The sequence below is a fragment of the Halobellus sp. GM3 genome (assembly GCF_052545375.1).
Genome location: NZ_JBQWLT010000009.1, coordinates 43,059 through 68,564 on the forward strand (window position 1 = coordinate 43,059; position 25,506 = coordinate 68,564).

Below are 25,506 nucleotides of genomic sequence, written 5' to 3' on the forward strand. Positions count from 1 at the left end.
AGCGGTCTGCCGCACCGTCAGAAGGATCTCCGGACCCGCGGTGTCGAACGCGTTACCTGATCGCGGCTTCCGCGGGATCGACCACGGACTCCCCGACCTCGTCGACGCCGACGCGGTCACAGAGGTCGTACAGCGGGCACGCCTCCGGGCCGTCGAGACACGCCGGCTTCCGCGCCGTGCAGTACTCGCGGCCGAACTGGATCATCGCGGTGTGACCGAAGCCGCACTTCTCGCCCGGCACGTCGGCCTCGAGACGCTCGCGGACGGCCTCGTGGTCAGCGTCGGCGGGGGCCAGACCCATCCGCCGGGCGATCCGGTGGACGTGCGTGTCGACCGGAAAAACCCCGTCGCGGCCGCCGGCGAAGAGCAGGACGCAGTCGGCGGTCTTGGGACCGACGCCGTGGATGTCCAAGAGGGCCTCGCGCACCTCGCCCGGGTCCTCGCCTCGGACGAACGCGTCGAATCCGTCGGCGCCGCCGTACTCCTCACAGACCCGTTCGGCCGCGCCGACGATCATCGCCGACTTCTGGTTGTAGAGCCCCGCCGACGAGATCGTCTCCGCCAGTTCCGACTGCTCGGCGTCCGCGAGGGCGGCCGCGAGGTCGACGCCGGACGCGCTCGCTTCATCGACTTCGCCGTCCGCCCCGTACCGCTCCATCAGCGCGTCGTGGGCGGGCTGGCTGGCCACGTCGCTCGTGTTCTGTGAGAGGATCGTCCGCACGAGCGACTCGAAGGCGTCCTTGCCGCCGTAGGTCTTCTGCCAGTACAGCCCGCCGAGCTCGTCGACGACGGCCTCAGCGCGCGTCCCGGCCGTCCCGGCCTCGAACACCGCGGCGGCGCTGCCGTCCTCGCCCCCGCTGATGTTCTCCCGCGGTTCTTCGGGCATATCCGCGCCTTCGAGACCGGGCGTCAAAAGCCGTCTGGATGCGGCCGTCGGCCGACCCGCCCACGCCGACGCGCTCGCGTCGTCACCGAATCGCGGTGGTTACGCCGACTCGCTCGCGTCGCCGTCGACGACCAGTTCGAGTCGGAGCGCCGCGCCCTCCGCGAGCGCGTCGACAAGGTCGCGGTCGAGATCGCCGGCCGCCGCGTCGGCCCCGACGAGGACCGTTCGGTCGTCGACGTAGTCGCTCGTCCGTCCCACGTGACTGCGCTCGTTCTCGAACGTGAGGTCCGGATGCCCCCTGCCGGTCACCGTCTGCGCGTGGGTCTCGCCCCCCTCGGACGTCACCGTCAGAACGGCCCGGATCGTCGCGCCGGGGTCGCGGCAGGCCTCGACGAACGCGTCCTCGAAGTCAGCGGGGACGCGGTCGGCCTCGACGGCGAGGATGCAGTCGCCGGCGGGCGTGAGCCAGTCGTCGCTCGTCACCTCGAACGTACTCGCGTGCTCGGCGGACACGTTCTCGTGCCCGCGCGCGTGGACGACTTCTCGCACGCCCCGTGCTCGGATCCGAGCCGGTAAGTCCCACTCGATTCGCGGCCGCCGAGACCCGACACCGGACCGGCCACTCCGACCGCGTGTGCGACCCAGTACCACTTTATTTTATATACTCTTCGAGGACACTGAGAATCCATCACACGGCACATACACGCGGCGTGCGAGTGATTTTCAGGACCTCACCCCATCGGCAGATTTATATGGGGTAGACGTCAAAGAGTAGATACCAGAACGCCTCCGGCGTTCCGGCGGCACAGCACGCAGAATGATCGGGAATTCTTATCCACGGTCGACAGCGCTCGACGAGCGGCCGCCACGGTCCGGAGCGGTGATGGTATCGAGGATTGATCACGTATGGTGACGCAGCAAGACGTTCTTACCGAATACGACGTACAGAAACTCAACGAATCAGACAACATCGAGCTTACCGACGACAAGCTCGAAAACGGGTCTAAGGGACAGCTCATCAAGGTCGCGGGACAGCTCCGCGACCGACGGAACGAGCTGAACCAGATGGCCTCAGAGCGCGCTTCCAAGCGCGACGACCTCAACGCCAAGACGCGCGAGAAGGTCGACGAGGCGCAGGAACACCGCGAGAAGCGCGACGAGCTCAACGAGCAGGTCCAAGAGCACAAAGAGAGCCGAAACGAGCTCAACGCGCAGGCGAACGAGCTGTTCGACAAAGTCGAGCAGATGAAAGAAGACCTCGAGCTCGACGACGGCAAGGGCATCGAGGAGCTGCAAGAGGAGATCGAACAGCTCGAGTTCCGCCAGCAGACCGAGGTGCTCTCGACCGAAGACGAGCGCGAGCTCATCGAGAAGATCGAGAACAAGCGCGAGGAGCTCAGCCAGAAGAAGGACAAAGTCGAGGACAGCGGCGAGCTCGAATCGCTCATCGAGGAGGCCGAGGAGGTCCGCTCGGAGGCGTCCCAGCACCACCAGAAGGTCACGGAGCTCGCCGACGAGGCCCAAGAGCATCACAACCAGATGATCGAGGCCTACCGCGAGGCCGACGACATCCGCGACGAGGCCGACGCGATGCACGAGCTCTTCGTCGAGGCCCAGGAGGCGGCAGACCGCCACCACGAGGACTTCGTCCGCGTCCAAAAACGCCTGCGCGAACTCGACAAGCAGGAGGAAAAAGAGCGCGAGGACGAGCGCGCCGAGGAGCGCGAGGCCGCCAAGGAGGAGGCCGAGGAGATCTACCAGAAGTTCAAGGAAGGCGAAACCCTCGACACCGAGGACCTGATGAAGCTCCAGAAGACGGGGCTTCTCTAAGCGCCGGAGCGCGACGCCGAGCGGTTTTCGTTTCTCTGTCTTTTTCGACGCGTCCAGCGACTGCGATTCGCAACGTTTCGACACCACGGCGACCGCGACCCACAGGGCCGCCGACCGGGAATATTTTAACCGAGTGAGGCCTTCGCACGACCGTGACGACACTCGTCCTCTGCGTCGACCGGTCGAGCGACATCGGCCGAGCGGCGGGGCTGGAGACGCCGATCGTCGGCTGGGAGGCCGTCAAGTCGCTCGTCACCGACGTGGGCCTCGCCGATCCGGAGGACTCGAGCGTCAACTGCCTGTTGGAAGCGCTCCGCGTCGCCCGCGACCTCCGCGACGAGCGCGAGGAGACGGTCGTAGCGGTCGTTTCCGGCGGCGGCGACTCGCTCGTCGGCGCGGACCGCTCGCTCTCCGCGCAGGTCGACGAACTCTGCGCGACGTACGACCCGGAGTCGGCGATCATCGTTGTCGACTCCGCCGACGACGAGCGGGTCGTGCCGGTCGTCGAGAGCCGGGTTCGCGTCGACTCCGTCGACCGGGTCGTCGTCCGGCAGGCGCACGACATCGAATCGTCGTACTACCTGCTCAAGCAGTTTCTGGCCGACGAGGAGCTCCGGACGACCGTCCTCGTACCGCTCGGGGCGACGCTTCTGTTCTTGCCGATCCTGCTGACGCAGTTCTCGCCGGCGGTCGCGCTGGCCGGCCTCGCCGCCCTGCTCGGAGCCGTGCTGTTATACAAGGGCCTCGCGATCGACGAGTACCTCTCGGAAGTCCCCGAGCAGGTCCGCGAGGCGCTGTACTCCGGCCGCGTCTCGGTCGTCACCTACGCGGTCAGTCTGGGACTCGGTCTGATCGGTATCTTCCTCGGCGCGCTCTCGGTCACGCCGCAGATGGGCCCCGAATCGGTGGTCGTTCGGACGATGCAGTTCACTTACAGCGCGGTCCCGTGGCTGGCGCTCGCCGCGCTCACCGCGAGCGCGGGGCGCCTCCTCGATGAACTCATCGGCACCGAAGGGATCAGCACGCCCTATCTGAACCTCCCGTTCGGCGTCGTCGCGCTCGGACTCGTCGTCCGCGGGTTCGCCGGGTGGTTCCTGCAGCGGGAGGCCGTCCTCGCGGATCCCCGGTTCTTCGGCTACGTGGTGACGCCCCAGCAACGGCTCGCGGTCTTCATCGTCGCCGGCATCGTCGTCAGCGTCGTCGGCGTCCGAGTCGCCGCGAGCGTGAGCGGCGACTCGCTCGAGGACGTCGCGCAGTGACCGTGTAGAGCCCTTCGTCGTGCGCGTGACCGCTCACGACGTCCGAGCGCGGTGCTCGCCGTGCTTGACACCGAGAGCGACGCACACCGCGCCGAAAACGAGCATCGCGGGCGTCACCATCATCAACACCGTGCTCGTCGCCATCACCCCGGCGGCGATCAGCACGGCAGTCCCGACGATCACCAGCGAGAGGAGCGCACCGACGGTCACAGCTAGCGTGTAGTCCATACGCCGGCCGTTGGGACCGCCGCGACAAAGTCGTTACCTCGGTTCGCAGCCGTCGGGAACGGACGCGGTCGGCATCTCGGTGGTACGACCGGCGATCGACCGCCTCACCAGGGCGCGAACCCCGGATCGACCCGCCGCTCCGTCCGGTCGATCGAATCGATGGCGGCGACGTCCTCGTCGTCGAGATCGACGTCGAGCGACCCCCAGTTGTCGAGGATGTGCGCCTCGCTCGTCGCCTTCGGGATCGCGGTGACGCCCTTCTCGCGGAGCCACGCCAGCGACACCTGCGCCTCGCTGGCGTCGTGTTTCTCGGCGATGTCGGTGAGTTCGGGGACGTCGAAGACCCGCCCGCGCGCCAGCGGCGAGTACGCGACGATCTCCACGTCGCGCTCGGCGCAGTGCTCGCGCAGTTCCTCCTGTTGGAGGAGCGGGTGCATCTCGACCTGATTTGCGAATATCGGTGCGTCGGCGCGTTCGATGGCCTCGTCGACCTGCTCGGGCAGGAAGTTGCTGATCCCGACGCGGTCGACGTTCCCGGCGTCGACGAGTTCGTCGAACGCGCGGAACGTCCCCTCGGGGTCGTACGCCCGCGAGGGCCAGTGGACGTAGAGGAGGTCGACGGCGTCGACGCCGAGTCTGTCGAGACTCTCGGCGGTCGAGGCGAGGACGTCCTCGTACGCGAGGTTGTCGATCCAGACCTTCGTCGCGAGAAAGACCTCCTCGCGGGGGACGTCCGCGGCCTCGATCCCGCGGCCGACGCTTTCCTCGTTGCCGTACGCCTGTGCCGTGTCGATGTGGCGGTAGCCCGCCTCCAGTGCCCGCTTGACGGCGTTCGCACAGGCCTCGGGATCGTCGTTCTTCCACGTGCCGAGACCGAGCGTCGGCATTTCGTTCGCGAGCGGTGCGCGTCGCTGGTCGTGCTGACTCATACGCGAGTGGAGGTCCGCCGGCCGGTTAGGAGTTTTGGGCCGGGGCTGCGCCGTCGTTGGGCGGGCCGCCGCGTCGCCCCTCCAGCCGACGCGTCACTCGGAGAGCCGCTGTTTCGCGAACCGCACGAGTAACGGCACGTCGTCGAGGTGGACGAGCCTCGAGAGGCCGCGGATGCTGCCGTCGTTGGCGTCGCTGAGCGTCTCTACGCCCATCGCGTTCAGGTCGTCCATCAGGCGGTCGTAGCGGTCGTTCGACGCGAGATACAGCAGCTGGGTCATCGTCAACCGGGTGCGCATATCCGGCGCGACGCGGGTATGCCAGAGGTCGTCGTAGACGGCCATCGCCCCCGCCGACGTGTCCGTCTCCGACCCCATCAGACAGCGGTCCGCCGTGATGGCGGCCGCGCGCGCGGACTCCATACACTTGTGAATCCCCTCGCCCCACAGCGGGTCGATGGTCGGCACCGTGTCGCCGATGGCCATAAAGCCGTCCGTGCTGAGCCCGTCGGGCATCTGAATGTGTGCGCTGCCGCGGTGCTGTTGTTTGTCGGCGATGCGCTGGGCGTCCGCGAACCGGGGATCGGTCTCCAGCCAGTGGTGCAGGTGATCGTCGATGCTCTTCGACGTGTCGCCGAAGTGCTGGTAGCTCTCGTTTTGGATGTAGCACAGGCCGACCTTCGCGGTGTCGCCGCCCGTGTGGAAGATCCACGAGTAGCCGCCGGGCGCGTACTCGTGATCGAGGCGCAGCATCATCGCGTCGGTCAGGTCCGCGAAGCCGGCGTGATCGAGGTCGACGCCCTCCATCTCCCACTCGATGCCGACCGCTTGGTGCTTCCGCTGGAGGTCGCAGACGCCGAGTTTCTTCGCGAGCGGCGCCGCCGGCCCCGTCGCGTCCACGACGATGTCGGCGTACACCTCCTCGTCGCCGGCGTAGCGGACGCCGACGACCTCGCCGTCCTCCGTGATGGGGTTGTTCGCGCGGGCGTCGAAGCGGTACTCCGCGCCGTGCTCGCGCCCCTCGGCCACCAGCCACCGCTTGAAGTCCGCGAACTCGAGGACCGCGCCGGGTTGGTTTTGGACGAAGTGCTCGTTCGGAGACTCGAGGACGACCTCGTCGGTGTAGTGCATCACGACGTCGTCCGGGATCCCGAACGCCCCCGTCATCGACGCGAACGTCCCCGCCGTGGACTTGTTCGACTGCCGCGGGAACCCGTCTTCGGGTTCGGCCTCCAGCACGAGCACGTCGTACTCGCGCTGGGCGAGGTCTCGCGCGCACTGTGCTCCGGCCGGGCCTGCACCGGCGATGACAACGTCGTAGTACTCAGACATAGCGTAGTTCCGTAGTGTGCGTTGGCTGCGCGCACCGGCGTCCCGGTGCGGTGGTCGCGCGGACGCCGCGCTGGACGTACCGTCCAGCCATCCCGCGTCTTCGAGCGGCCGTCGCGGCGTCCGAGGTCATAGTCACTCGTGGTAAATCAGGACGCAGATAAAAAACACGCGGGAACGTTCCTGACGCCCGCGGGAGGGCGGAATTACGATGGAGACGAACGCGGCACGGCTGTCGCACCGTCCGCACGTCTTCGCCTCCGCGATCGAACGCCGTCGGGCGATCGCGTGAGCGATCAGTCGCAACCGCGCCGTCGCTCCTCGAGCGTCGGCGAGTGGAAACTTCTCACCGATGATAACTGGGGGGGTAGCTTCATACGTGAGCCCTCGCTGACATCGGTATCACGATGATTGAGAGACTGACGATCGACCGACTCGGGATCGGGCCAAAACTCGTTCTCGCGTTTCTCCTCGTGGCGGCGCTGGTCGCCGTCACGGGCGTAGTGGGCTATCAGGCCGTCGGGACCGTCGACGAGCAGGTGCACCTGATCGCAGAAGACGGCGAGAAGATGGACGCGTCAGGGGAACTGATCGTCGCCATCGAGCAACAGCACGGGGCGGTACAGGCCGCACGGCTCGGGGAATCGGGGGCCGCCTCCGACTTCGAAGAGGCCGCCCAACGGTACGAGGAGCAAGCCTCCCGGCTGGAGGGGACGCACTTGAGCGACGAGCAGGCGTCGCGGGTCGCCGAGATCCAGTCCCAACACGAGGAGTACCAGGTGCTCGGTGAGGAGTTCTTCGCCGCCGTGGCGGCGCAGGACACGGAACTCGCCGCCGAGAAGGCCGCGGAGATGAACGCGCTGCGCGTGGAGATGGAGGAGAACGCCCACGCGATAGAGGAGTCGGCGCAGGCGGACATGAACGAGCAGGTCGCCGCCGCAGACAGCACCACGCAGACTAGCCGACTCGAGATCCTCGGTCTGACGATCGGCGCGTTCGTCGTCGCCGTGCTGACGGGGCTCTTCGTCTCCCGCCGTATCACGCTCCCGGTCGCACAGGTGTCCGCGGCCGCCGTCGCCGCCAGCGAGGGCGACCTCGACACCGAGGTCGAAGACCACGTCGAGGACGACGAGCTCGGCCGGATGATCGACGCGTTCAAACAACTCCAGACGAACCTCCGCGGGATCGTCGACGAGCTCGACGCCGTCAGTCGGAACCTCGAGTCCGGCGATTTCGAGCGGGACGTCGAGACCGACTTCCCCGGCGTGTACGGCGACATCATGTCCCAAATCGACGGCGGAACCGACGAGCTCACCGAGAGCTTCGCCGAGATCCGGCGGGCGAGCGACGGTATCAGCCGAGGCGACCTCGACCAGCGCATCGACACGGACCGCCCCGGCGGGTACGGCGACGTTCTGCGGAACCTCGAGACCGGTATCGAGCAGCTGAGCGACAGCGTCGGGAGCATCCAGCAGATCGCAGACCAGGTCGCCACCTCCAGCGAGGAGGTCTCCAGCAGCGCCGAGGAGATCAAGCAGGCGAGCGAAGAGGTCGCCGGCTCCGTCGAGGAGATCTCACAGGGGGCCGAAAGCCAGAGCGAGAGCCTCAGCGAGGTCGCCGGCGAGATGAACGACATGTCCGCGACCGTCGAGGAGATCGCCTCCTCGGCCGAGGAAGTCACCTCGACGGCCTCGACGGCCGTCGAACGGAGCGAGGCCGGCCAGGAGTACGCCGCCGAGGCGACCGCGGAGATCCAGTCGATCGAAGCGCGCGCGGACGAGGCCGCCTCGAAAGTCGACGCGCTCGACGAGGAGATGGAGGAGATCGGCGAAGTCACCGAGATGATCACGGAGATCGCCGAGCGGACGAACCTCCTCGCGCTCAACGCGTCGATCGAGGCCGCGAGGGCGGGCGAGGCCGGCGAGGGATTCGCGGTCGTCGCGAACGAGATCAAAGGGCTCGCCGAAGAGGCGTCCCAGGCGACGAACGAGATCGAAGCCAGCATCACCGACGTGCAGTCGATGACGGCCGAGACGGTCGAGGAGATCGAATCGATGAGCGAGCAGGTCGAGCGCGGCTCCGAGACCATCGAGGACGCGATCGAGACGTTCGACGACATCGCCGTCGCCGTCGAGCAGGCCGAGGGCGGAATCAAGGAGATCAGCGACGCCACCGACGATCAGGCCGCCTCCTCGGAGGAGGTCGTCGCGATGGCCGACGAGGTGTCGAGCGTGAGTCAGCAGACGGCGGCGGAGGCGAGCAACGTCTCCGCAGCCACCGAAGAGCAGGCCGCGTCGCTCTCGGAGGCGACCGACAACATCCAGCATCTCACCCGGTTGGCCGAGTCGCTGCACGAGGAGCTCTCGGAGTTCGAGATCCGAAACGACGCGGCGACGGACGCGCCGTCGGCGCTCGAGGAGTCGGGTTCGACCGCCCCGTCGACGACGGCGACCGGGGAGGTCGCAGCGGCGCAGCCCGACGGCGGAAGCGGCTTCCAGTTCGATCGCTGAGGCCCGTCTCTCCGTTCGATCGCTGGGGCCCGTCTTCCCGACCTGCTATTTTCACCGACGCGACCGGACCGCGTTACGTCCGCTTCGACAAGGACGGAAGACTTTCCAGTCGGGATGCGGAGGAAAAGCGCCTGCGTACGGTGTGTCGTCGGTCAGTAGAACTCGCGGACGAGGTCCATCGCGCCCTCGGGCGCGCCCTCGTCGATCTCGGAGGTGTCCGTGTCGAGGCCGTGCTTTTCGCCGTACGGAATCGACTTCTCGCTCTGCCAGATGACGCCCTGGTACTCCTTGCTGGCGTCGAGGATCTTGTCCTTGGCGGCGTCGTAGTCGGTCGGGTCGTGTCCCTCCTCGGCGACGTCGACGAGGCTGTCGCGGAAGTAGTCGTAGGTGTCGACGTCGTTGAACGTCACGCAGGGACTGAAGACGTTGACGAACCCGAAGCCGTCGTGTTCGATGGCTTCCTGCACGATCTCGGCGTGACGCTGGGCGTCCGTCGAGAACGACTGCGCGATGAACGTCGCGCCCGACGCGAGCGCGAGCGCGAGCGGGTTGACCGGCGGCTGCTGGGGGCCCTCCGGCGTCGTCGACGTCTCGAAGTCCATCCGCGAGGTCGGCGAGGCCTGTCCCTTGGTGAGGCCGTAGATGCGGTTGTCCATCACGACGTACGTCATGTCGACGTTCCGTCTGACGGCGTGGACGAAGTGACCAGCGCCGATGGAGTAGCCGTCGCCGTCGCCGCCGGCGACCATCACTTCCAAGTCGGGGTTCGCGAGTTTGACGCCCGTACCGACCGGGAGCGCGCGGCCGTGCACGCCGTGGAGCGCGTAGGAGCGCATGTACGTCCCGATCTTGCCCGAGCAGCCGATCCCGGCGACGATGAACGTGTTGTCGGGGTCGTTGCCCGTGTTCGCGAGCGCTTTCATCATCCCGTTCATCGTCCCGAAGTCGCCGCATCCGGGACACCACGTCGGTTGCTTGTCTGATTTGAAGTCCGTGAATCGAACGTCCGAGCTCATTGGCTTACCTCCTGGAGGGTCGATTTGATCTCTCCGGCGAGTTCGTCGGCTTTGAACCGCACCCCGTCGTACTTGTTCACGCGGTCGACGCGCGCGAGCGCGTCGTGTTCGACGACGTCGGCGAACTGCCCGGTGGCGTTACACTCGACGACGACGACGTTCTCGGCCGGTTCGATCTCGGCTTCGAGGTCCGGTCGGGGGAACAGATACGGGACCGAGAGGAACCGCACGTCGACGCCCTCCTCTTCGAGGAGGTCGATCGCCTCGACCATCGCGCCCTCGTTGGATCCCCACGAGATCACGAGGTTCTCGGAGTCGGCGTCGCCGAACTCGCGCGGCGACCAGTCCTCTTCGGTCCGCGCGGTCTCGACTTTCCGGGTGCGCTTGTCGACCTGTTCGACGCGCATCTCGGTGTCTTCGGTCCGTCGGCCGAGTTCGTCGTGTTCGAGGCCCGTCGACATGTGCGCGCCCTCGGCCGTCCCGGGGAACGCCCGCGGCGACACGCCGTCGTCGGTGATCGCGTGCGGCTTGAACTGCCCCTTCTCGTTTTGCCACTCGCCGATCGTCTCCTCGTCGACGACCTTTCCTCGCTCTATCTCGACGGCGTCCATGTCGAACGCCTCCGGCGGGAACGTCTGTTCGGTCACCGCGAGCGAGAGGTCCGCGGCGACGTACACCGGCGTCTGGTACTTCTCCGCGAGGTTGAACGCCTCGACGGTCTTCCAGAAGCACTCGGAGATCGTTGTCGGCCCGAGGACGAACCGCGGGATCTCGCCGTGGCCGCCGTACAGCATCATGTTCAGATCGCCCTGTTCCTGCTTCGTCGGCATCCCGGTCGAGGGACCCGAGCGCATCACGTCGACGATGACGAGCGGTGTCTCCGAGGTCGCGACCAGTCCGAACGTCTCGGTCATCAGGTCGATTCCGGGACCCGACGTGGCCGTCATCGAGCGCGCGCCCGCCCGAGCGGCGCCGAGGGCGATGTTGATCGCCGACAGCTCGTCTTCGGCCTGCACGACGTGTCCGCCGAAGTTCTCGATCCGGCCGATCAGATACTCCATCACGTTCGTCGCGGGGGTGATCGGATAGCCCGCGTAGAACTTGCAGCCTGCGGCGATCGCGCCCATTCCGATGGCCTCGTCGCCGTTGAGCAGGACGTAGTCGGAGTCTGTCGTCTCCAGGTCGTACTCGAAGTCGTGGTCGTACTCCTCGGCGACGTACTCGCGGCCGTTGCGGGCGGCTTCCTTGTTGTTGTCGACGAGCGATTGGCCCTTGGAGCCGAAGCGCTTCTCCAGGGCGCTGTCGAGGTTCTCGATGGGGAAATCAGCGACTTCGCACGCGGCGCCGAGCGCGACGACGTTCCGCATAATCGCCCCGCCGGCCTCCTCGGCCAGCCGCTTGAGGGGGACGTCGAGACCGATCATTCCGTCGGGGATCTCGATGTTCTCCATCGTGGTCCGTTCGCCGTCGTAGATGATGACGGATCCCTCGTGGAGCTCCTCGAGGTTCTCCTCGACAGTGCGCGGTGTCAGTGCGATGAGCACGTCGAGTCGGTCCACGACGCTCTGGACGGGATCCACGGCGGTCCGAACCTTGTACGCCGTGTAGCCGCCTCGGATCCGGGATGCGAAATCCTTCGACGTGAACACGTGTCGCCCGGCACGGGAGAGCGCTTGGGCGAAGATTTTCCCCGTCGAGTCGATGCCATCGCCGGCTTCCCCGCCGATGGCCCAGTTGAAGTCCGCAGGCATGTGGCTAACGTGTTCCCGTGGATCGAAGAAAAGCCTTCTGAAAGCCTTTGAAAAAGGGGACGATCTGTGAACATCAGAAATTCACAGATATTATCTTATTCGTGAAGTAATCGACAATCATCCAGATCGCAGCGAGTATTGCGTCAATAAATGTTGAATCGTCATCCGTTCTGTTCGGACGCGAGCGAGGCCATCTCCAAGCCGCTGCGCTCTCGGTACGCTCGGACAGGTTGTGCTCCCTGTACCGGTGAGCGCCGTCAACGAGGAGCGAGCGCCCACCGGCACGAGACGAGAACACGCAGTATCACTCCTCGAGCGCGTCGACGGCGGGCCACACCCGCCAGACGGCGAGGGCGAGGCTGCCGGCCCACCAGCCCACGAGCCCGAGCAGGTTCGCGAAGGGCGCGCCCGCGGCGACGTCAGCCTCGCCGATCACGCCGATCGCGGCCGAGAGGACGAGCCCGCGGTACGCGCTGTTCGGACTGAGCGCGAGCAGCGCCGCGAGCCCACCGTCGGGAACGACGCCCCCCGCGAGGCCGGCGACGAGCGCCGTGTCGATCCCGAGGACGAGCGCGACGACGAGCGCAGCCGCGAGCGCGAAGGCGGTCCGGACCGTCCGGGTCGCGGCCGAAATCGCGACGGTGGCCGCGAGGACCACCAGCGTGAACACCGCCGAGAGCGCCACGAACCGGACGTATCGCACGCCCGAGTCCGCCGCCTCGTTGATCGCGAGGAACGTGGGGATGTCCGCGGTGAGGTAGGGGACGGAAAGCCCCACCGCGAGGAGCGCGCCGACGACGACGGTCACGAGCGCGAGCGCGCGCCCGAGGTACACGCCGCCGACGTAGGCGACTCGGTCGACGTCGAACGTCCTGACGACGTCCAGTTCGCCCGTCTGTCGGTCGCCGAGGATCGACCGGTAGCCGAACGCGACGGCCAGAAGCGGCACCAGCACCTCCACGAACGTCAGCAGGTCGAGCGTCAGCGGGACGAAGCCGCCGCTCCCCCCGGTCCCGGCCCACGCGACGCCGCCGACGCTCAGCGCGAAGGCGGCCGAGAGCGCGAGCAGCGCCGGCGTTCGGACCACCGTCCGGAGTTCGCGCGTGGCGACGACGAAGAGGTCGCCCTGTAGCCGATCGATCCGCTCACCAAACCGTTCGCCGCGACCGGTCTCGCCACCGGTCTGGCTGCCGGTCTCGCCGCCCGTCTCGGGGTCGTCGCGCTCTGGCGCGTTCGAGTCACTCATCGGCTTCGACCTCCCTGTCCCCCGCGGTTTCGTCGTCGTCAGAAGTCTTCTCGACGCCGGCTCTGACGGTCGACTCGCCCGACTCGAACCGGACGATCCGCAGGAACGCGTCCGAGAGCGACGCCGCGTCGTACTCCTCCAGCAGCGCCTCCGGGGAGCCGCTCGCGAGGAAGCCGCCGGCGTCGAGGACGGAGACGGAGTCGGCGTGCGCCTCGACGGCCGGGAGCTCGTGCGAGGCCACGAGGACGGCCGTTCCGTCGGCTGCGAGGTCACCGACGATCCCGAACAGCCGTTCGACCATCGCCGGGTCGAGCCCGCTGCCCGGCTCGTCGAGGATCAGCACGGCCGGATCGCCGAGGACGGCCACGCCGAGTCCGAGCAGCCGCGTCATCCCGCCAGAGAGCGATCCGACGGCCCGGTCGGCCACCCCCGCGAGCCCGACGCGGTCGAGCGTCGCCGACACCTCGTCGCCGTCGACGCCGGAAAGCAGGTCGGCGTAGAATTCGAGGGTGTCGCGCGCGGTGAACCCCTCCCGGAACGCCGGGCGCTGGGGGAGGTATCCGAGACTCCGCGCTCCGCCCGCGTCGCCGGGGATCGTCACCGTTCCGGAATCGGGCGGGCTGATCCCCGCGAGGATCCGAAACAGCGTCGACTTGCCGGAGCCGTTCGGCCCGACGACTGCGGCGACCTCCCCGCGGTCGACCGAGAGCGCGACCCCGGCGAGGACCTCCACGTCGCCGAAGGCCTGTTCGATGCCCGTCGCCCGGAGCGCGACCGCGGGTTTGTCGGCCTCGGAACCGTCGTCGGTCACGAGGCGACACCCCCGGTCGTGGCGTTCTGATCGCCGATACCGCCGCCCGAAAGGTCCGCCCGGACCGCATCGACCGCCCCGGGATCGAACGGCTCCGCCCGGGCGGCGGTGTCGACGACGCCCGACTGGCGGAGGCCGGAGACGGCGTCCTGCACGCGACGCAGCGTCGCGACGGCGGGCGACTGCGCCAGCGCCGTTCCCCCGGAGACGGCGCCGATGCGGGAGTCGACCGGTCCGGTGGGGCGGTACGGGCGGTCGTAGACGCCGTCGTCGTCGCCGTCGGCGATCGGCAGCGCGCCCCAGTGGTTCCCGAGGTCGCGGTGGGTCCACGTCCGAAGGGGCCCGATGCGCGACTCGACGCGCCTGTCGTTGTCGACGACGTCGTTTCGCACGACCCAGTTCGCGGGGAGGATCTCGTTCGCCCGCGCGCCGACCTCGTTGCCGACGACGGCGTTGTCGGCGAAGACGTTCCTGTCGCCGGCGACTTGGAGGCCGTACTCGTTGCCGGCAACGACGTTCCGCGCGTAGTAGGAGTCCCCGCCGGCGGGGACCACGCCGTAGGTGCTCGCCCGGACGTCGTTGCCGACGACGAGGTTCCCCGTCGGCCGCGTCATCACGATCACGCCCGCCTGCGCGTTCCGGACCGTGTTGTTCTCGACGAGCGCGTCGGACGTGTACATCTCGTGGACGCCGTACCGGCCCGGGTCCGCGCCGTTGTCCCGAACGACGCTCCCGTCTGCGCGGTGGGTGTAGACCCCGTCGCGCCCCCCGAGGAACGTCGACTCCTGCACCACGCTCGGCGCGCCGATCAGGACGACGCCCATGAAGCCGTCCCGCGCGGTCTCGGCCCCGCGGACGGTCAGCCCTTCCACGGACGAACCGGGGCTCTCCCGGGCGACGACGCCGCTCGCCGGCGTCTCGATCGCGACGTTTGAGACAGACGCGCCGGCCGCGCCGTCGAGGACCACGGCGGCGTCGCCGTAGCCGTACGCCAACTGCACGGTCGTGTCCCAATCGGCCGTGTCGTTCCGGAGCTCGCGCCCGCGGCTCCCAACGTCCCCGACGCCGGTGATCCGCAGGTCGGCGACGGCCGCGCCGTCGGCGCGGACGAAGACGACGCTCCCGTTCCCGTCGCCGCGGAGGACGGTCTCACGTTCGTCAGATCCTGCGGTGTCGCCCCGCTCGGCGCCCGCTCCAGCGAGCGTCACCGAGCGGTTCACCACCACGCGGTCGACCTCGTACGTTCCCGGCGGCACGTAGACCGTCGTGTTCGGAGGCGCGGCGGCGAGCGCCGCCGAGACGGTCGGCGCGCTCGCGACGTCCTCGGCAACCGGGTAGTCACCGCTGTCGGCGATCCGATAGCCACCCGCGTCGTCGCCGGTAGCCGCTTCCGACCCGTCGGTGTCGGTCGGGAGAGTCGGGGCGTTCGAGCCGACCACGACGCTCACTGGCCGCTCGCGCCGCGCGGACGCGGCCGCGACCGTCTCGTCGGCCCACGCGCGGCGCTCGTCGATCGACGACTCGAACCGCTCGATCCGCGCTGGGAGCGGGTCGCCGACGCGGGTCTGAAGCGTCTTCCAGTCGACGACCTCCCCGCCGTGATCGGCGGCGAACCGCTCGGCGTCGGCCCGGTCGGAGAACGGAAGCGTCACCGGGCCGGACGGCACCGCGGCGTCGCTCCCCACGACGAAGTGCGCAGACCCCGCGGGCGTCCAGCCGACCGCGCGGCCGCGCGCCGGCACGACGAACCCGTCTTCGGTCAGACTCGGCTCGACGTCCGAGAAGTCGGAGACGTAGACGGCCAGCGGATCGCCGAACTGCCGCTGGGCGCTCGCGTCGCCGAGCTCGCTCGCGGCCGTCTCGACGCCGACGTAGCCGACGACGTAGCGGTAGCCCGAGTAGAACACCTCAACGCGCGGGATCTCGAACCCCTCCGCGTCGGCGCGACGGGCGTCCACTCCCGTCCCGCCCATACTTACCGTGTCCGCGAAGTCCACCGGACGCAGCGACTCGCCGCTTTCGGGCGTCACCGCGAACGAGAGGCTCGCGACGACGAGCGCCCCGGTCACCGCGACGGTGAGCCATCGGGTCCCCGTCGGCGAGAGGACCGCCATCACATTCCGAGGCCGGCGACGACTTCCGGCGTGACGCCGTCGTGCGCCGTGAGCGACCCGCCGTGTGACGACTGGAACGACTCGGCGTCGGCCCGGTCCGAAAAGCCGATCAGGTCCCGGCCCATCGTTCCCTTCACCTCGGAGTCGACGACGTACGTCACGTCCGCCGCGGGGGCGAACATCGACGCCTCGTAGTGCCGCGTGATGAGGGTGTCGCCGCCGTCCTCGAACACCTCGTACTCGACGGCGGAGTAGTCCGTGACGTAGAACGCGACGTCCTCCCAGCCCTCGTCGTCCCGCTCGAACTCGTACTGATAGGCCTCCCACGTGCTGTCGAACCGCGCGGGGTTCTCGTGGTCCTCGGGCTCTCGATCAGCGTAGAATATCTCTGCCGTCGGCCCCGGGTGCTGTCTGATCACCATCCCGCAGACGTCGCAGGTGGCGTCCTCCGGGACCGTGACCGCGGCCGGCGCGTCGCCGTCGCCCCCGCCACTCCCTCCGAGACACCCGGCGACTGACGCCGCCGCGGTTCCCGCGCCGGCGAGCAGGAACCGCCGGCGGCGCATCGAGACGTGGTTTCCGCGGTCGAGCCCTCCACCTTGCTCATCGCACATACCGGGGGCTACGAGCGTGTTCGATAAAACACTCCGGACGATTCCAGCGGTTCGGGAGGCGCGAACCGGGGGGCGCTGACGTCGGCACCGGTCCGTGGGCTGGCGCCGCGGCGGTCCGAAACAGAGTGGATATTCGACGGTTGACACCGGTGCAGTCACCCGGTTCGGTTCCGGTTCCGGGACGGCGTCGCACAGATTTATGAACCGCTATCCGAATACTGTGAACGAACATGAGCAACGACGACGGCGACGGCGACCTCGAAGCACGGCTGGTGGAGCAGGAAGCCTTCGAGCCCCCGGCGGAGTTCGTCGAGCAGGCGAACGTCTCCGAGGAATCGATCTACGAGGAGTTCGAGGAGAACTGGCCGCGCTCGTGGACTCGCGCGGCGGACCTCCTCGATTGGGAGACGGAGTACAATCAGGTGCTCGACGAGTCGAACGGACCGTTCTACGAGTGGTTCGCGGACGGTACGCTGAACGCCGCGTACAACTGCGTCGACAGACACGTCGAAAACGGCGACAAGAACCGCGTCGCCATCAAGTGGGAGGGCGAGCACGGCGAGACCCGGACGTACACCTATCAGGACCTCTACCGCGAGGTCAACGAGTTCGCGGCGGCGCTGCGCGATCTGGGCGTCGAGGAGGACGACGTCGTCACGCTGTACATGCCGATGGTCCCCGAACTGCCCATCGCGATGCTCGCGTGCGCCCGCATCGGCGCGCCCCACTCGGTCGTCTTCGCGGGCTTCTCCGCGGACGCGCTCGCGACGCGGATGAACGCCGCGGACTCGCGGTATCTGGTCACCTGCGACGGCTACTACCGCCGCGGCGACGCGCTCGATCACCTCGCGAAGGCCAACGAGGGCCTCGGGGGCGTCGACCACGGCGTCGACGCGGCGGTCGTCGTCGACCGCCTCGGCGACGACGGCTTCGGCCACGACCTGAAGGGCAACCAGTACGACTGGGACGACCTGCTCGCCGCACACCAGGGCGACCGCGTCGACCCCGTCGAGCGCAGCGCCGAGGACATGCTGTTCCTGATGTACACCTCGGGAACGACGGGCCAGCCCAAGGGCGTCAAGCACACGACGGGCGGGTATCTGGCCTACACCGCGTGGACCTCCCACGCGGTCCTCGACCTCAAGCCGGAGGACACCTACTGGTGCTCCGCGGACATCGGGTGGATCACGGGGCACTCCTACATCGTCTACGGGCCGCTGGCGCTCGGGACGACGACCGTGATGTACGAGGGCACGCCGGACTACCCGGAGCGGGACCGCCTGTGGGAGATCGTCGAGAAGTACGCCGTCGACGTGTTCTACACCGCGCCGACGGCGATCCGGGCGTTCATGAAGTGGGGCGGGGAGTTCCCCGAGCGACACGACCTCTCGAGTCTCCGCCTGCTCGGGACGGTCGGCGAGCCGATCAACCCGCGCGCGTGGAAGTGGTACTATAAGCACATCGGAGACGAGTCGTGCCCGATCGTCGACACGTGGTGGCAGACCGAGACTGGCGGGATGATGGTCACGACGCTGCCGGGCGTCGGCACGATGAAGCCCGGCTCTGCGGGCCCGCCGCTGCCGGGGATCGACGCGCGCGTCGTCGACACCACCGGCGAGGAGGTCGACGCCGGCCGCGCGGGCTATCTCACGGTCAACAAGCCCTGGCCGGGGATGTTGCGGACGCTGTATAACAACGACGAGCGGTTCCTCGAGGAGTACTGGGAGGAGTACTCCGACGCCGACGCCGACGAGTGGGTGTACTTCCCGGAGGACGGCGCGAAGATCGACGACGACGGCTACATCACGATCCTCGGCCGCGTCGACGACGTGCTCAACGTCTCCGGACATCGGCTGGGGACGATGGAGATCGAGTCCGCCATCGTCGGCGTCGAGGGCGTCGCGGAGGCGGCGGTCGTCGGCGGCGACCACGAGGTGAAAGGCGAGGCCGTCTACGCCTACGTCATCCTCGAGGACGGCTACGAGGGCACAGCCGAGATGCGCGATCAAATCGTTGCCGGCGTCGAGGACGCCATCGGGCCGATCGCGCGCCCCGAGCAGGTGATCTTCACCCCCGAACTGCCGAAGACGCGCTCGGGGAAGATTATGCGGCGCCTCCTCGAGGAGATCGCAAACGGCGAGGAACTCGGCGACACTACGACGCTGCGCAACCCCGATATCGTCGGCGAGATCCAATCGAAAGTTCAGAAGTAACGCGCGCTCGGACACGGGGCCGAACGTGACGGCGCGGCACCGCCAGAGTATTTACCGATACCCGCGAACCGCTTCAGTGAATGAAGCGTCTCGACGACGACGAGATCGAGGAGATGCTCATCCGAAACGGTATCGGGCTCCTCGCGATGGTCGACGAGGGGAAGCCGTACGCGATCCCGATGTCGTTCGGCTACGACGCCGGTCGGACGGTGTTGCCGATGCAGTGGGGCGGCGGCTACAACAGCCGCAAAGACCGGGCCATCGAGTCGAACCCGAGCGTCTGTCTCACCGTGTACGAACAGGACCCCGACGACGGGGCGGTCTGGCGGAGCGTCATCATCGAGGGAGCGGTGTACGAGGTCCCCGAGGAGGACACAGACCGGGCGTTCGCGGCGCTGGCTGCGAACGCCGAGTTCCCGGCCGACCTCGGCGTCTGGGGGATCCCGTTCGACGACGTCGAGTTCCGTCTCTTCGGGATCGACATCGAGAACCGCACCGGGCGGGAGTTCGCGACGGAGTACGGCGGTCGAGAGAAGTGATCCGCTAGGGGGAGTTCACAGGTACGCCGCGTCCCACCGGACGGGCTTGCGCCTGTTTCCACAGTCGTTGCACTCTAAGCGTTCCATCGTGTCGATGGCGACGTCGAAGCTCTCCTCGTTGCCGCAGAGCCACCCGTACCGCTCGGTCCGGTCCTCGTCGAGATAGACCGCGAAGAAGGGAGCGTCCGACCCGCGAACGGACTCGTCGTAGGCGACGTACGCGGTCGTTCCGTCGGGGGTCAGCCGCTCGACGAGTTCGGCCGGGTCGCTCTCGCTCTCGTCGAGGGACGTCGAGTAGACCCGCTCCGTGAAGGACTGATCGCGGATGTCGACCGTCCGCTCGCCGATCTCCTCGAACCCCCGCTCGGCGTAGAAGGCCACGCCCTCCTCGTTCTCAGAGAGCACGCGACCCTCGAGTCGATCGACGCTCTCACCGACGAGGTCGCGTCTGAGGCGCGCGAGCAACTGCGAGCCGATTCCCTCGCCGCGGTAGGACGGGAGGACGTGGAGCCAGTCCAGATAGCCCACCGTCTCGCGTCCGTCCGCGATCTCGCTCTGGGCGAATCCGACGACGGCGTCGCCGTCGACCGCGAGGACGAACACCTCGCGATCGTCGCGCAGGGCCGCGGTCAGCCGGTCGGTGCCGTACCACTCGTCGACGGCGGCGGTGAGCGTCTCATCGTCGATCGCGTGTCCGTACGAGGCGCGGAGCGATTCGCCGGCGACCCCTCGGACGTCGTCGACGTCCTCCGCCGTTGCGTCTCGGACGTGCATACCCCCAGTTCGACGTCTTACTACTTTACATTCGGGGTCGATAAATTCCGATAGTTGTACGGGGAGCTACGATACTCTCGGATATCGAAACACTCGGGGAGGGCGGGGCGTTCGATCGTTCGGGCTGGTCGGGCGTCCGTCACGCCCCCGCTACGCCCTCCCAACGGGTCCCGCCGCCCGACACTATAAGTACGAAGCCGACGATCTATCCCGGTATGGACACACGCGGAGACGGCTCCGTCGACGCCGAGGAGGGCAGCGACGGTCGTCCGGAGCGAGTCAACTTCGCCGTGAACGTCGAGAACGGCGAGACGGTGATCACGATGCGGGGCGACCGCGACACGGCCGTGATCGTCCGCTCGGCGGCCGGCGAGCGGATCTATCTGCCGCCGGAGGACTTCGACCGCGAGGCGAGTGGGCGGGACGACAGCGCCTACCAGTCCGACCGCGACGACAGCGCCTACCAGCCCGCTCACGACGAGAGCCCCTATCGCGGAGCTCGGGCCAGCCCGTACCGGGGCGTCGAAGACGAGAGCCCCTATCAGGCCGCGAGACAGGGGCCCCCGAAGGAGGGGCTCGTGCCGACGGCCGACGGGTACCGGATCCGTCACCCCGAGCCCGCGACCGACGTCCGGCTCCTGCGGTAGCGAACGGGGAGAACGGAAGCGAACGCGACGCGGCTACAGAACCCGGTCGTAGAACGCGAGCGTCTCCTCGACGACCTCGTCCCACGTGACCGGGTCGTACGCGGGAGCGCCCTCGAGTGCGAGCCCCCGCTCGATCCCGTCGGCGATCGACCCCGACTCCGGTTCCACCTCGACGACGCAGCCCTCCGGGAGCACCTCGTTGACGCCGCTCTCGGTCGCGACGACGCGGGTGCCGGCCGAGAGCGCCTCCGTGATCGTGATGCCGAACGGCTCCGCGAGCGACGGCGAGACGAACAGGTCCGCGGAGGCGTAGTAGTCGCCGAGCACCTCCTCGGGGACGTAGCCGACCCACTCGATCCGGTCGGCGACGCCCAAGAGCTCCGCGAAGCGCCTGAGCTGCTCGGTGAGGTGCCCGGAGCCGCCGATCACGAGCGTGACGTCGTCGCGGCGGAGTTTCTCCATCGCGTAGACGAGGTGGGCGATACCCTTCTGATCGGTGTGCCGACCGACGAAAAACAGCATCCCGCCCTCGATCCCGAGCTCCGATTTGAAGTCCCGCCCGGTCGTCTCACACGTCGAGAAGCCGTTGTAGATGACCTCGCAGTCGGCCCCGTACTGCTCGCGGACGTGGGAGGCGGTGAGTTCACTGACCGCGATGTGGTGGTCTGCGCGCTCTGCGAGCCGACGCTCGGTCTCGACCTCGCGCGTCGGCGGATCGAGGTTGCGATCCGTCGACAGCGAGTGGAACGTCGTCACCCACTCGACGTCTGCCTCGGCCTTCGCCCGGGAGCCCGGACCGTACCCGAACCAATCGTGCGTGTGGACGATGTCGGCCGTTTTCGCCCGCTCTGTGAACGTCGAACTCATCCGGCCGACGCGGGTGGTGATATCTCCGTCGCCGGTCGGCACGCCGACGATCCCCGGTCGGTCCTCTGGGGCGTACTCCGCGGGGAGCACGAGTTCGACGTCGACGCCGCGGTCGGACAGTCCGTCGAACAGCTCCCCGACGTGCGTGTCGAGCCCACCGCTCACGTTCGGCGGGAACCCCCACCCGAGCATCAGCACTTTCGGCGGCATTTCGTGCGAGGGTACCACAGTCGCTCACATAAGTCCTGTCCGTCGCGACCGAAACCCGCTTTGCGCCCGCCTCCCGACGAGCGGTATGCACGTCGTCGTCAACGCCGCGATGAGCGCCGACGGGAAGCTCTCGACGCGCCGCCGCGAGCAGGTCCGGATCAGCGGTCCCGAGGACTTCGCCCGCGTCGACCGGCTCCGCGCCGACAGCGACGCGGTCCTCGTCGGCGTGGGCACGGTGCTCGCCGACGACCCGCATCTCACGCTCGACGACGAGTCGCTTCGCACAGAGCGGGACGCACGCGGCGACGATCCGAACCCCGCCCGCGTCGTCGTCGACTCCCGGGGACGGACGCCGACGGACGCCCGGATCCTCGACGACGCGGCGCCGACGTACGTCCTCGTCTCCGACGCCGCGACCGCCGAGCGACGGGACGAGCTGGCGGCCGCGGGCGCGACGGTCCTCCGCGTCGAGAGCGCGTCCGACTCCGGCGCCGACGAGCGGGTCTCGCTCCCGCCGGGGCTCGCCGAACTGTCCGCGCGCGGCGTCGAGGCCCTGATGGTCGAGGGCGGCGGCGAGACGATCTTCTCGTTTTTCGCGGCCGGGCTCGTCGACGAACTCTCCGTCTACGTCGGCTCGCTCGTGCTTGGCGGCCGCGACGCCCCCACGCTGGCCGACGGCCCCGGGTTCGTCGAGGCGTTCCCGACGCTCTCGCTGCGGGGCGTCGAGCGGGTCGACGACGGCGTTCTCCTCCAGTACGCGGTGGGAGACCGAGACGGCGAGTGACCGCCGACACTCGGGGCTTCGGCGACGCCCCGACGACAGACGCCTCGCGGCCGCAGCCGCACATTTCGAGGGCGCTGTAGTCGGGGGTCCTCCCATCGGTCGTGCGGCGCGAGCCCCAACCCTCGAAATAGGTAAAGGGCTCCCCCCGAAAGAGGGTGTATGAGCACGCCCGAATCCACCGGTGCCCCGATCCACGTCGAGAGCGCAGACCACTTCGCCGACCTCGTCGACGAGCACGACGTCGTCCTCGTCGACTACCACGCGGAGTGGTGCGGTCCCTGCAAGATGCTCGAACCCACCGTCGAGGCGATCGCCGCCGAGACCGACGCGACCGTCCTGAAAGTAGACATCGACGAGCTACAGGGCCTTGCGCGCGACGCCGGCGTTCGCTCGGTGCCGACGCTGCAGTTCTACAAGGGCGGCGAGGAGGCCGAACGCGTCATCGGCGTCCAGGACAAGAGCGACCTCGTGAACATCATCGAACAGCTGTCGGCCTAACCCCGACGGGGACCGCCGTACCAGCCCGCGACTCGTCTACCACGCGATCGAGAACAGAGGCCTCACTCGGTTTCGACGACCGCACCGGTCGTCCGTCCCGCGCCCGTCAGCGCCGCGTACTCCACGTTGTGCCCGGTCGTCGACCGGTGTTCGGTCGAGCGCCGCTCCGCGTCGGGTTCGCTCTGAGAGACAGACTCGGTCGGACAGTCGTGACAGACTACGTGATACATCGACGTCTCGCTTCGATCCGAATCAGAACCGTCAGCCTTCGCCATACCCACTGCTCGTAATACGGCGGTTTAGTTAATCGCCGATTACACACCGACGCCGCGCGCGAAATCTGCGATTAATCGCCGGCTCCCCCCGGATCGGGGAGAGCTTTTTACGCCGGAGCGAGTACGGGACGGTATGATCTCACTCGAGGAAGCCGTGACGGCGCGACTCGAATCCCACGGCGAACGGTTCGAGGTGCTCGTCGATCCCGACGCCGCCCTCGCGATCAAACGCGGGGAGTTCGAGGGCGATTTGGAGGACGTGATCGCAGCCGAGGACGTCTTCGAGGACGCCTCGCGAGGGGACAGACCCGCCGAGTCCGATCTCGAGACCGTCTTCGGGACCACAGATCCCTTGGAGATCATCCCCGAGGTCGTCACGCGCGGGGAGATCCAGATCACGGCCGACCAGCGCCGCGAGATGCAGGAACAAAAGCGCAAACAGCTGATCAACCGGATCGCGCGCAACGCGGTGAACCCGCAGATGGACAACGCGCCGCACCCGCCAGAGCGGATCGAGCGCGCGCTCGAGGAGGCCGGCTTCCGCATCGATCCGATGGACCCCGTCGAATCGCAGGTCGACGACGCCCTCGACGCGCTGCGACCCGTGATCCCGATCCGCTTCGACGAGGTGACCGTGGCGGTGCAGATCCCCGCGAACTACGCCGGCAAGACGCAGGCGCAGGTGCGCCAGTACGGCGACCTCGAACGCGAGGAGTGGCAGCCGGACGGCTCGTGGGTCGGCGTCGTCACGTTCCCCGCGGGGATGCAAAACGACTTCTACGACATGGTGAACGAGTACACGTCCGGGGAGGCCGAGACGCGGATCCTCAAGGACAAAGACGAACTCAGTACGCGGTAGCCCGCACGAGGGCGCGAGACAGTCGTCTCGCGAGACGGCGCCGACCTATCCCTTCTTGAACCCGACGAGGAATCCGCCGGTGAACCCCGCCGAGATCGACAGCGTCGAGAGGATCGTCGAGACCCAATCCGGCGGCGTGCCGTTCGCGGCACCTTGCGTCGTCTGCACGATGCCCGCCGTCAGGCGCTCCCAGTCGACCGTGAGAATCCCTCGGGACTCGAGGAATTTGAACAGCGCCAGTTCGAGACCGACGATGACGGCGATGATCTTCGCGACTTTCTTGGCCGCGAATCCGATGATTCCGCCGATGACTGCGCCGCTCCCGAACTCCAAACCGAGCTGCGTCGGGTCCAGCGACAGTTGTAACGAGCCGAGCATATCCGGACGTCCACCGCGCGGTATAAGTGGTTTGTGGGAAGCCGCCCGGTCCGGCGGCCGGCGATGGCGATACGTACAGAGGCGCAACATACAACCGATGCGACGTGAAATGGTCTCACACTATGGACGAGCGCGACATCCGCCTTCTGAAGGCCATCTCCGACCTCGGGACCGGGAGTCCGGAGCGCCTGCACGAGGAGACGGACATCCCCGTCTCGACGATCCACTACCGGCTGAACAACCTCCGAGAGGAGGGGATCATCGAAAACGACCTCTACGACATCGACCTCGAGAAGGTCGGCCTCGGCGTGACCGTGCTCGTCGAGTTACTCACCGACTACCACGGCTCACACCACGATTTCGAGGACGACATTCTGGCCGTCGAGGGCGTCTCGCAGGCGTACTTCACGATGGGCGAGACCGACTTCGTCGTCGTCGCGCACCTCCCGGATCAGGACATGGTCGAGCGGCTCATTACCGACCTCGAGACGATCGAGGCGGTCCGCCGGACGAACTCGACGTTCGTCGTCTCGACGCTCAGACACAGCACCCGCGCGCTCCAGAACTACGACATCGAGACGCTCTTGGCCGAACTCGCCGACGACTGAGCCACTCCGACTCCACATACGCCGCCTCCCGTTCCCGACACTCGCCGCTCGCGGGGGTGCTCGCGACGAGGATACGGGCCGGACGCGATTTGAACCGGAGCCAGACGGTCCGGGCGTGCGGCCCTTCGGGCCGGTCCGGGCTGCGACCGGCAGGGCGGCGAATCGCGTCGTAGTCACTTCGTTGCTCACAGTCGTTCGCAACAGAACGGGCCGGACGCGATTTGAACGCGCGACCGTCTGATTAAGAGTCAGACGCTCTGCCGGACTGAGCTACCGGCCCACTGCACTCGTCCGTTCTGGTGGCGCGATTAAAGATGTTTCCTTTCGGGCGGGT

Annotated in this window: 25 protein-coding genes and 1 tRNA gene; 10 read left to right on the forward strand and 16 right to left on the reverse strand. The window is 67.9% G+C overall.

Annotated elements, in window-relative coordinates:
- Positions 1 to 52: 52 nt before the first annotated feature.
- Positions 53 to 886 carry an endonuclease III domain-containing protein gene (locus ACT3HL_RS13965; RefSeq protein ID WP_445087385.1) on the reverse strand — a complete coding sequence of 278 codons (834 nt, stop codon included), beginning with the start codon at positions 884 to 886 and terminating at the stop codon, positions 53 to 55.
- Between the two features lie 99 nt (positions 887 to 985).
- Positions 986 to 1,435, reverse strand: a complete 450-nt coding sequence (locus ACT3HL_RS13970; RefSeq protein WP_445087386.1) for a DUF371 domain-containing protein — start codon at positions 1,433 to 1,435, stop codon at positions 986 to 988.
- A gap of 357 nt (positions 1,436 to 1,792) precedes the next feature.
- Here ACT3HL_RS13970 and ACT3HL_RS13975 point away from each other — a divergent pair, with 357 nt between their 5' ends.
- Together ACT3HL_RS13975 and ACT3HL_RS13980 are read left to right on the forward strand one after the other, a co-directional pair.
- Positions 1,793 to 2,716 carry a DUF7121 family protein gene (locus tag ACT3HL_RS13975; RefSeq protein WP_445087387.1) on the forward strand — a complete coding sequence of 308 codons (924 nt, stop codon included), beginning with the start codon at positions 1,793 to 1,795 and terminating at the stop codon, positions 2,714 to 2,716.
- Positions 2,717 to 2,868: 152 nt separating this feature from the next.
- On the forward strand, positions 2,869 to 3,975 hold the full coding sequence (locus ACT3HL_RS13980; RefSeq protein WP_445087388.1) for a DUF373 family protein: 1,107 nt from the start codon (positions 2,869 to 2,871) through the stop codon (positions 3,973 to 3,975).
- A 33-nt stretch (positions 3,976 to 4,008) separates the two neighbouring features.
- Here ACT3HL_RS13980 and ACT3HL_RS13985 read toward each other — a convergent pair whose 3' ends face one another.
- The 3 genes from ACT3HL_RS13985 to ACT3HL_RS13995 form a co-directional block, all read right to left on the reverse strand.
- Complete coding sequence (locus ACT3HL_RS13985; protein WP_445087389.1) at positions 4,009 to 4,203, reverse strand: DUF7333 family protein; 195 nt, start codon at positions 4,201 to 4,203, stop codon at positions 4,009 to 4,011.
- A gap of 104 nt (positions 4,204 to 4,307) precedes the next feature.
- Entirely contained in the window at positions 4,308 to 5,132 is an 825-nt protein-coding gene (locus ACT3HL_RS13990; protein ID WP_445087390.1) for an aldo/keto reductase, read from the reverse strand.
- A gap of 93 nt (positions 5,133 to 5,225) precedes the next feature.
- Positions 5,226 to 6,461, reverse strand: a complete 1,236-nt coding sequence (locus tag ACT3HL_RS13995; protein ID WP_445087391.1) for a digeranylgeranylglycerophospholipid reductase — start codon at positions 6,459 to 6,461, stop codon at positions 5,226 to 5,228.
- A 404-nt stretch (positions 6,462 to 6,865) separates the two neighbouring features.
- Here ACT3HL_RS13995 and ACT3HL_RS14000 point away from each other — a divergent pair, with 404 nt between their 5' ends.
- Positions 6,866 to 8,968, forward strand: coding sequence for a methyl-accepting chemotaxis protein (locus ACT3HL_RS14000; protein ID WP_445087392.1), 2,103 nt, complete (start codon positions 6,866 to 6,868; stop codon positions 8,966 to 8,968).
- Between the two features lie 152 nt (positions 8,969 to 9,120).
- Here ACT3HL_RS14000 and ACT3HL_RS14005 read toward each other — a convergent pair whose 3' ends face one another.
- From ACT3HL_RS14005 to ACT3HL_RS14030, 6 genes are all read right to left on the reverse strand, one after another.
- Positions 9,121 to 9,984, reverse strand: coding sequence for a thiamine pyrophosphate-dependent enzyme (locus ACT3HL_RS14005; protein WP_445087393.1), 864 nt, complete (start codon positions 9,982 to 9,984; stop codon positions 9,121 to 9,123).
- Positions 9,981 to 11,735: a 2-oxoacid:acceptor oxidoreductase subunit alpha gene (locus ACT3HL_RS14010; RefSeq protein ID WP_445087394.1), complete on the reverse strand. Its 1,755-nt coding sequence runs from the start codon at positions 11,733 to 11,735 to the stop codon at positions 9,981 to 9,983. The genes ACT3HL_RS14005 and ACT3HL_RS14010 overlap by 4 nt, the downstream gene beginning before the upstream one ends.
- A 304-nt stretch (positions 11,736 to 12,039) precedes the next feature.
- A complete protein-coding gene (locus tag ACT3HL_RS14015; RefSeq protein WP_445087395.1) occupies positions 12,040 to 12,981 on the reverse strand; it encodes an ABC transporter permease subunit in 942 nt (313 codons plus the stop codon).
- On the reverse strand, positions 12,974 to 13,792 hold the full coding sequence (locus ACT3HL_RS14020) for an ATP-binding cassette domain-containing protein (protein ID WP_445087396.1): 819 nt from the start codon (positions 13,790 to 13,792) through the stop codon (positions 12,974 to 12,976). The genes ACT3HL_RS14015 and ACT3HL_RS14020 overlap by 8 nt, the downstream gene beginning before the upstream one ends.
- On the reverse strand, positions 13,789 to 15,906 hold the full coding sequence (locus ACT3HL_RS14025; protein WP_445087397.1) for a NosD domain-containing protein: 2,118 nt from the start codon (positions 15,904 to 15,906) through the stop codon (positions 13,789 to 13,791). Before ACT3HL_RS14025 ends, ACT3HL_RS14020 begins: the two co-directional genes overlap by 4 nt.
- Positions 15,906 to 16,520, reverse strand: a complete 615-nt coding sequence (locus ACT3HL_RS14030; RefSeq protein ID WP_445087398.1) for a nitrous oxide reductase accessory protein NosL — start codon at positions 16,518 to 16,520, stop codon at positions 15,906 to 15,908. Before ACT3HL_RS14030 ends, ACT3HL_RS14025 begins: the two co-directional genes overlap by 1 nt.
- Positions 16,521 to 16,750: 230 nt before the next feature.
- Between ACT3HL_RS14030 and acs the strand changes: the two genes are divergently transcribed.
- The gene (gene acs, locus ACT3HL_RS14035) at positions 16,751 to 18,733 is read left to right on the forward strand and encodes an acetate--CoA ligase (protein ID WP_445087399.1); all 1,983 of its coding nucleotides are present in this window, start codon (positions 16,751 to 16,753) and stop codon (positions 18,731 to 18,733) included.
- Positions 18,734 to 18,813: 80 nt separating this feature from the next.
- Positions 18,814 to 19,272, forward strand: a complete 459-nt coding sequence (locus tag ACT3HL_RS14040) for a pyridoxamine 5'-phosphate oxidase family protein (RefSeq protein ID WP_445087400.1) — start codon at positions 18,814 to 18,816, stop codon at positions 19,270 to 19,272.
- Positions 19,273 to 19,287: 15 nt separating this feature from the next.
- Here the strand turns inward: ACT3HL_RS14040 and ACT3HL_RS14045 are convergent, their stop codons facing one another.
- The gene (locus tag ACT3HL_RS14045; protein WP_445087401.1) at positions 19,288 to 20,046 is read right to left on the reverse strand and encodes a GNAT family N-acetyltransferase; all 759 of its coding nucleotides are present in this window, start codon (positions 20,044 to 20,046) and stop codon (positions 19,288 to 19,290) included.
- 215 nt (positions 20,047 to 20,261) lie between these two features.
- Here ACT3HL_RS14045 and ACT3HL_RS14050 point away from each other — a divergent pair, with 215 nt between their 5' ends.
- Positions 20,262 to 20,693 (forward strand): DUF7510 family protein, encoded by a 432-nt coding sequence (locus ACT3HL_RS14050; protein WP_445087402.1) that lies wholly within the window; start codon positions 20,262 to 20,264, stop codon positions 20,691 to 20,693.
- 33 nt (positions 20,694 to 20,726) lie between these two features.
- Here the strand turns inward: ACT3HL_RS14050 and ACT3HL_RS14055 are convergent, their stop codons facing one another.
- Positions 20,727 to 21,752 (reverse strand): glycosyltransferase, encoded by a 1,026-nt coding sequence (locus ACT3HL_RS14055; RefSeq protein WP_445087468.1) that lies wholly within the window; start codon positions 21,750 to 21,752, stop codon positions 20,727 to 20,729.
- A 103-nt stretch (positions 21,753 to 21,855) separates the two neighbouring features.
- On the opposite strand from ACT3HL_RS14055, the gene ACT3HL_RS14060 reads away from it, so the two are divergent.
- Positions 21,856 to 22,554, forward strand: a complete 699-nt coding sequence (locus ACT3HL_RS14060; RefSeq protein ID WP_445087403.1) for a 2,5-diamino-6-(ribosylamino)-4(3H)-pyrimidinone 5'-phosphate reductase — start codon at positions 21,856 to 21,858, stop codon at positions 22,552 to 22,554.
- Between the two features lie 159 nt (positions 22,555 to 22,713).
- Entirely contained in the window at positions 22,714 to 23,052 is a 339-nt protein-coding gene (gene trxA, locus ACT3HL_RS14065) for a thioredoxin (RefSeq protein ID WP_445087404.1), read from the forward strand.
- 62 nt (positions 23,053 to 23,114) lie between these two features.
- On the opposite strand, the gene ACT3HL_RS14070 is transcribed toward trxA, so the two are convergent.
- On the reverse strand, positions 23,115 to 23,327 hold the full coding sequence (locus ACT3HL_RS14070) for a hypothetical protein (RefSeq protein WP_445087405.1): 213 nt from the start codon (positions 23,325 to 23,327) through the stop codon (positions 23,115 to 23,117).
- Between the two features lie 133 nt (positions 23,328 to 23,460).
- On the opposite strand from ACT3HL_RS14070, the gene ACT3HL_RS14075 reads away from it, so the two are divergent.
- Positions 23,461 to 24,186 carry a ribosome assembly factor SBDS gene (locus ACT3HL_RS14075; RefSeq protein ID WP_445087406.1) on the forward strand — a complete coding sequence of 242 codons (726 nt, stop codon included), beginning with the start codon at positions 23,461 to 23,463 and terminating at the stop codon, positions 24,184 to 24,186.
- Between the two features lie 45 nt (positions 24,187 to 24,231).
- On the opposite strand, the gene ACT3HL_RS14080 is transcribed toward ACT3HL_RS14075, so the two are convergent.
- Positions 24,232 to 24,564 (reverse strand): FUN14 domain-containing protein, encoded by a 333-nt coding sequence (locus ACT3HL_RS14080; protein ID WP_445087407.1) that lies wholly within the window; start codon positions 24,562 to 24,564, stop codon positions 24,232 to 24,234.
- Positions 24,565 to 24,686: 122 nt separating this feature from the next.
- On the opposite strand from ACT3HL_RS14080, the gene ACT3HL_RS14085 reads away from it, so the two are divergent.
- Positions 24,687 to 25,172, forward strand: coding sequence for an Lrp/AsnC ligand binding domain-containing protein (locus ACT3HL_RS14085; RefSeq protein WP_445087408.1), 486 nt, complete (start codon positions 24,687 to 24,689; stop codon positions 25,170 to 25,172).
- 206 nt (positions 25,173 to 25,378) lie between these two features.
- Here ACT3HL_RS14085 and ACT3HL_RS14090 read toward each other — a convergent pair.
- A tRNA-Lys gene (locus tag ACT3HL_RS14090) sits at positions 25,379 to 25,452 on the reverse strand.
- Between the last annotated feature and the right edge of the window lie 54 nt (positions 25,453 to 25,506).